Here is a 1146-nt window from a genome sequence, read left to right on the forward strand (position 1 = left end):
GGCGCCACGCTTCGTCGAGCCTTGGCAGCGCCGGGCGCTTGACGGCCAGGAAGATCGCCGCCGGCACAGCGGCGATGGCAAAGCGCAACGCACCCAGTTCCAGTGGGCCGAAGGCGGCGAGACCGGCTCGGATAGCGGGAAAGGCGGAGGCCCAGCCGACCACCGTCAGCGCCACAGCGATGGCTGCCGTGGTGTCCATTCGCTGTGTCGAATTCAACGTGCCCGTTATCTCGCTCATCTCACCGCCCTCGTATTTCTTCGGTCCTGAAAGGCAGAAAACGCCTTTTCACCCCGGTTGACAAACGACGAAATCGAGGATCACCTGTGACTATGGATCACAGCTCGGACACAATGGTGCCGCTCGAAACGCTGCGCGCCTTCGATGCGGCGGCGCGGACAGGCAGCTTTTCAGCGGCCGCCGAAAAGCTCAATATCACCCATGGCGCCGTCAGCCGGCAGATCGCCAAGCTCGAGGACTGGCTGGGATTGAAAGTCTTCGACCGTGGTGCGCGCGGCGTCTCGCTGACGATCGAAGGCAACAGGCTGCATCTGCGCACGGCGGAAGCCTTTGCGCTGATATCGACCCATTCCGACCGCTGGGTCGAGCCGCGTGGCACGGCGGTGGTGCGGCTGACCTCGATTCCCTCGGTCAGCGGACTGTGGCTGATGCCGCGCATGGCGGCTCTGGAAAACAATCCCTCGAAGCTGCGCATCGTGCTCGATGTCGACATCCGCCAGGCCGACCTTGCCGATGAAGGCATCGACCTCTCGATCCGTTGTGGACGCGGCGGCATTCCGGGCCGCATCTCGGTGCAACTTTTCGAGGAACATGTCTTCCCTGTCGCGTCACCCGAGCTTGCCCGCGAGATCGGCCGGGGCGACCCTGCCCGGCTGCTCAAATATCCGCTGATCAACGATTCCGACGCGTCGGCCTGGCGCGCCTGGTTTGCCGCGCAAGGCATGGATTACCGCCCGCGCCCGCAGGACCGCCGCTTCGAGGACTACAATCTGGTGCTCGACGCCGCCGCCTATGGGCTGGGCATCGCGCTGGCCCGCCCGCCGCTGACCGGACATCAATTACAATCGGGCCGCATCACTCCCGTCGATGAGCGCACAGCCCTCAACCCGGTATCCTACTGGCTCGAC

Annotated in this window: 1 protein-coding gene and 1 pseudogene; one reads left to right on the top strand and one right to left on the bottom strand. The window is 64.7% G+C overall.

From position 1 onward, the window contains the following. Nucleotides 1-238 (bottom strand): annotated as a pseudogene (locus ENZ74_RS32495) (EamA/RhaT family transporter); the annotation flags it as partial. Nucleotides 239-330: 92 nt separating this feature from the next. Here ENZ74_RS32495 and ENZ74_RS32500 point away from each other — a divergent pair. Then, nucleotides 331-1146: LysR family transcriptional regulator (locus ENZ74_RS32500; RefSeq protein WP_127313320.1), on the top strand; the 816-nt coding region annotated here is incomplete at its 3' end.

It is taken from the genome of Mesorhizobium sp. M7A.F.Ca.CA.002.15.2.1, from assembly GCF_003998715.1.
GTDB classification, from domain to species: domain Bacteria; phylum Pseudomonadota; class Alphaproteobacteria; order Rhizobiales; family Rhizobiaceae; genus Mesorhizobium; species Mesorhizobium ciceri.